This window comes from Flavobacterium sp. (genome assembly GCF_035760125.1).
Lineage (GTDB): Bacteria > Bacteroidota > Bacteroidia > Flavobacteriales > Flavobacteriaceae > Flavobacterium.
Genome location: NZ_DASTTN010000191.1, coordinates 1 through 2,731, shown reverse-complemented (window position 1 = coordinate 2,731; position 2,731 = coordinate 1). Strand labels below are relative to the sequence as shown.

The following is a 2,731-nucleotide window of genomic DNA, read 5'->3' as shown; positions in this document are numbered from 1 at the left end:
GTTACATTATTTAATGACACGCAACCAATCGATTTGTTGACCGTTTCGGCTCAACTTCGAAAAACGGCTAAACTAGATCTTGCTGGAGGTGATTTTTATTTAATTCAGCTTACGCAAAAGATTTCATCTTCGGCACATATTGAATTTCACTCGAGAATTATCCTTCAAAAATTTATTCAACGCAGTTTAATCCGAATTTCATCTGAAATTATTGAAGATTCCTATGATGAAACTACAGATGTATTTGATTTGTTGGACAAAGCCGAATCTAAACTCTATGAAGTAACACAAGGAAATATCAAACGTAGTTCTGAAACAGCTCAGAGTTTAGTACTGCAAGCAAAAAAACGTATTGAAGAAATTGCAGGTCAGGAAGGACTTTCTGGTGTTGCCACAGGTTTTGATAAACTGGATAAATTAACTTCAGGTTGGCAGCCAAGTGATTTAATTATCATTGCGGCGAGACCTGCGATGGGAAAAACGGCCTTTATCTTGTCTATGGCCAGAAATATTGCAATCGATTTTGGACATCCTGTTGCTTTATTCTCCTTGGAGATGGCATCCGTACAGTTGATTACCAGGTTGATTTCTTCCGAAACAGGATTGTCTTCAGAGAAGTTACGTACAGGAAAATTAGAAAAACACGAGTGGGAGCAGCTTAGTACCAAAGTTAAGAACTTAGAAAAAGCACCACTTTTTATTGATGATACTCCGTCTTTATCCATTTTTGATTTACGTGCAAAAGCAAGACGTTTGGTGTCACAACATGGTATAAAAATCATTATTATTGATTATTTGCAGTTAATGACTGCCGGTGGAAATGGTAAAGGTGGAGGAAACAGAGAGCAGGAAATTTCTACAATCTCCCGAAATTTAAAGGCATTGGCAAAGGAGTTGAATGTTCCTGTAATTGCACTGTCACAATTGTCGCGTGCTGTTGAAACGCGTGGTTCTAGTAAGAGACCTTTGCTTTCGGATCTTCGTGAATCGGGTGCGATTGAGCAGGATGCGGATATCGTTTCGTTTTTATACCGTCCTGAATATTACAAAATCGATGAATGGGATGATGAAGAAGCATCTCCAACTGCAGGTCAAGCAGAGATCATGATTGCAAAACATAGAAATGGTGGAATCGAAAATGTTCGTTTGAAATTTATTGGACACTTGGGAAGATTCGACAATTTAGAAGATTACAGTGGAGGCTATGATGATTTGCCATCTAGTATGAATCATGATGAAAACTCATTTATAACCAAAAATCTTCCGTCGGCAAATGAAGCTTTCGGAAGTAATTTTAATAATGATAACGATGATGATGGAGACGTTCCTTTTTAAAATTTAAAAATAGTATTTCACAACAAAGGAGAATATTTTATGAAGATAGAATATTCTCCTTTTTTTTATTGGTTTAAGTTTTGTTATATAATTCTGGTTTACAGTAATTTGATTTTTTTTATTCTTTTCAAATAAGTTTTTTTATTATGTTTGTGCTGATAAAAAATATTAAATTTTATTAGGAAAAGAGCTAAATACAACTATATTTGTCGTTTAAAGTAGTGTAAAAGTCGATAAAATACATGTTTGTTTATTTAATACAGGATAAATGCTGTAAAATTTTATAAATACTATAAGGAAAAGTTAGTCACACTTACAATAAAAAGAATATGGGAAAGAAATTAGAATTTGATGATTTAGATATTTTCCTGAAAAACAAACAATTATCGGCAGTAATTCGAACGTTAGAATCGGATAGAAAGCGAATTGCACAGGACTTACATGATGATATCTGTTCAAAATTGAATGTGATTTCGTTGAATTGTCATCTTTTGAAGATTCCTAACTTACCTCCAAAGGATATTGAAGAAATTACCAAAAACATTATTGAATATACGTCAAAAGCTTTGAATAGCTCAAAAAAAATGACTTACAGTTTACTTCCCCCAGTATTGGATAAATTTGGTCTTCATGCGGGAATTGAAGAATTATGTGCTCAATTAATTGACGATGGAGCTATTGATATTCAATATGAGAATAATTTAAAATTTGATTTTAAAGAGAACGATAATCATATACATGTTTTTAGAATTTTACAGGAGTTATTTGCTAATTCGATAGAACATGGTAAAGCAACTTCAATCTCTGTTTTTTTTGATGAAATAGATGGAAAAAGAACATGTAAGTATTCAGATAACGGAATCGGTTTTGATTTAAATCAATTGGAAAATCATAAAGGTCTTGGAATGAAAAATGTTGCAAGTAGAGTAGCAATTTTAGACGGAAGTCTCTCGATTGAGTCGAAAATGAATAATGGAATTTCTGTGATTTTTAATTTCTAAACTATGAAGGAAGCTATAAAAATAATTTTGGTTGATGATGAGGTCCTATTCAGAAAAGGAATTTCTTTTTTGCTGTCGAGAGAAGAAAATATTGAAGTGATTTTTGAAGCTTCGGATGGTATTGAATTAATTGATTTTCTTAAGGGAGATAATCCTAAACCTGATATTGTTATTATGGATTTGAAAATGCCATTGCTCAATGGGATTGAAGCCACCAAAATTATCCATAGAGATTTTTCGAATATAAAAATCATTGCTTTGACGAGTTACGATTCAAAATCATTTATAGCCAACATGATTGATGTTGGAGCTGTTTCTTATTTGGTTAAAAATACTACTCCCCAGGAATTATTTGCAACCATAAATGAAGTGTCCACAAAAGGATTTTATTATTC

3 protein-coding genes are annotated in these 2,731 nt (G+C 32.7%); all 3 read left to right on the top strand.

Annotation, left to right across the window (positions count from 1 at the left end; genetic code table 11):
• Nucleotides 1-1,335 (top strand): replicative DNA helicase (gene dnaB, locus VFS71_RS07130; protein WP_326400236.1); only part of this gene is annotated, 1,335 nt, incomplete at its 5' end.
• Between the two features lie 329 nt (nt 1,336-1,664).
• Nucleotides 1,665-2,336 (top strand): sensor histidine kinase, encoded by a 672-nt coding sequence (locus VFS71_RS07125; RefSeq protein ID WP_326400235.1) that lies wholly within the window; start codon nt 1,665-1,667, stop codon nt 2,334-2,336.
• 3 nt (nt 2,337-2,339) lie between these two features.
• Nucleotides 2,340-2,731, top strand: a 392-nt coding sequence (locus VFS71_RS07120; protein ID WP_326400234.1) for a response regulator transcription factor, incomplete at its 3' end; no start/stop codon positions are given.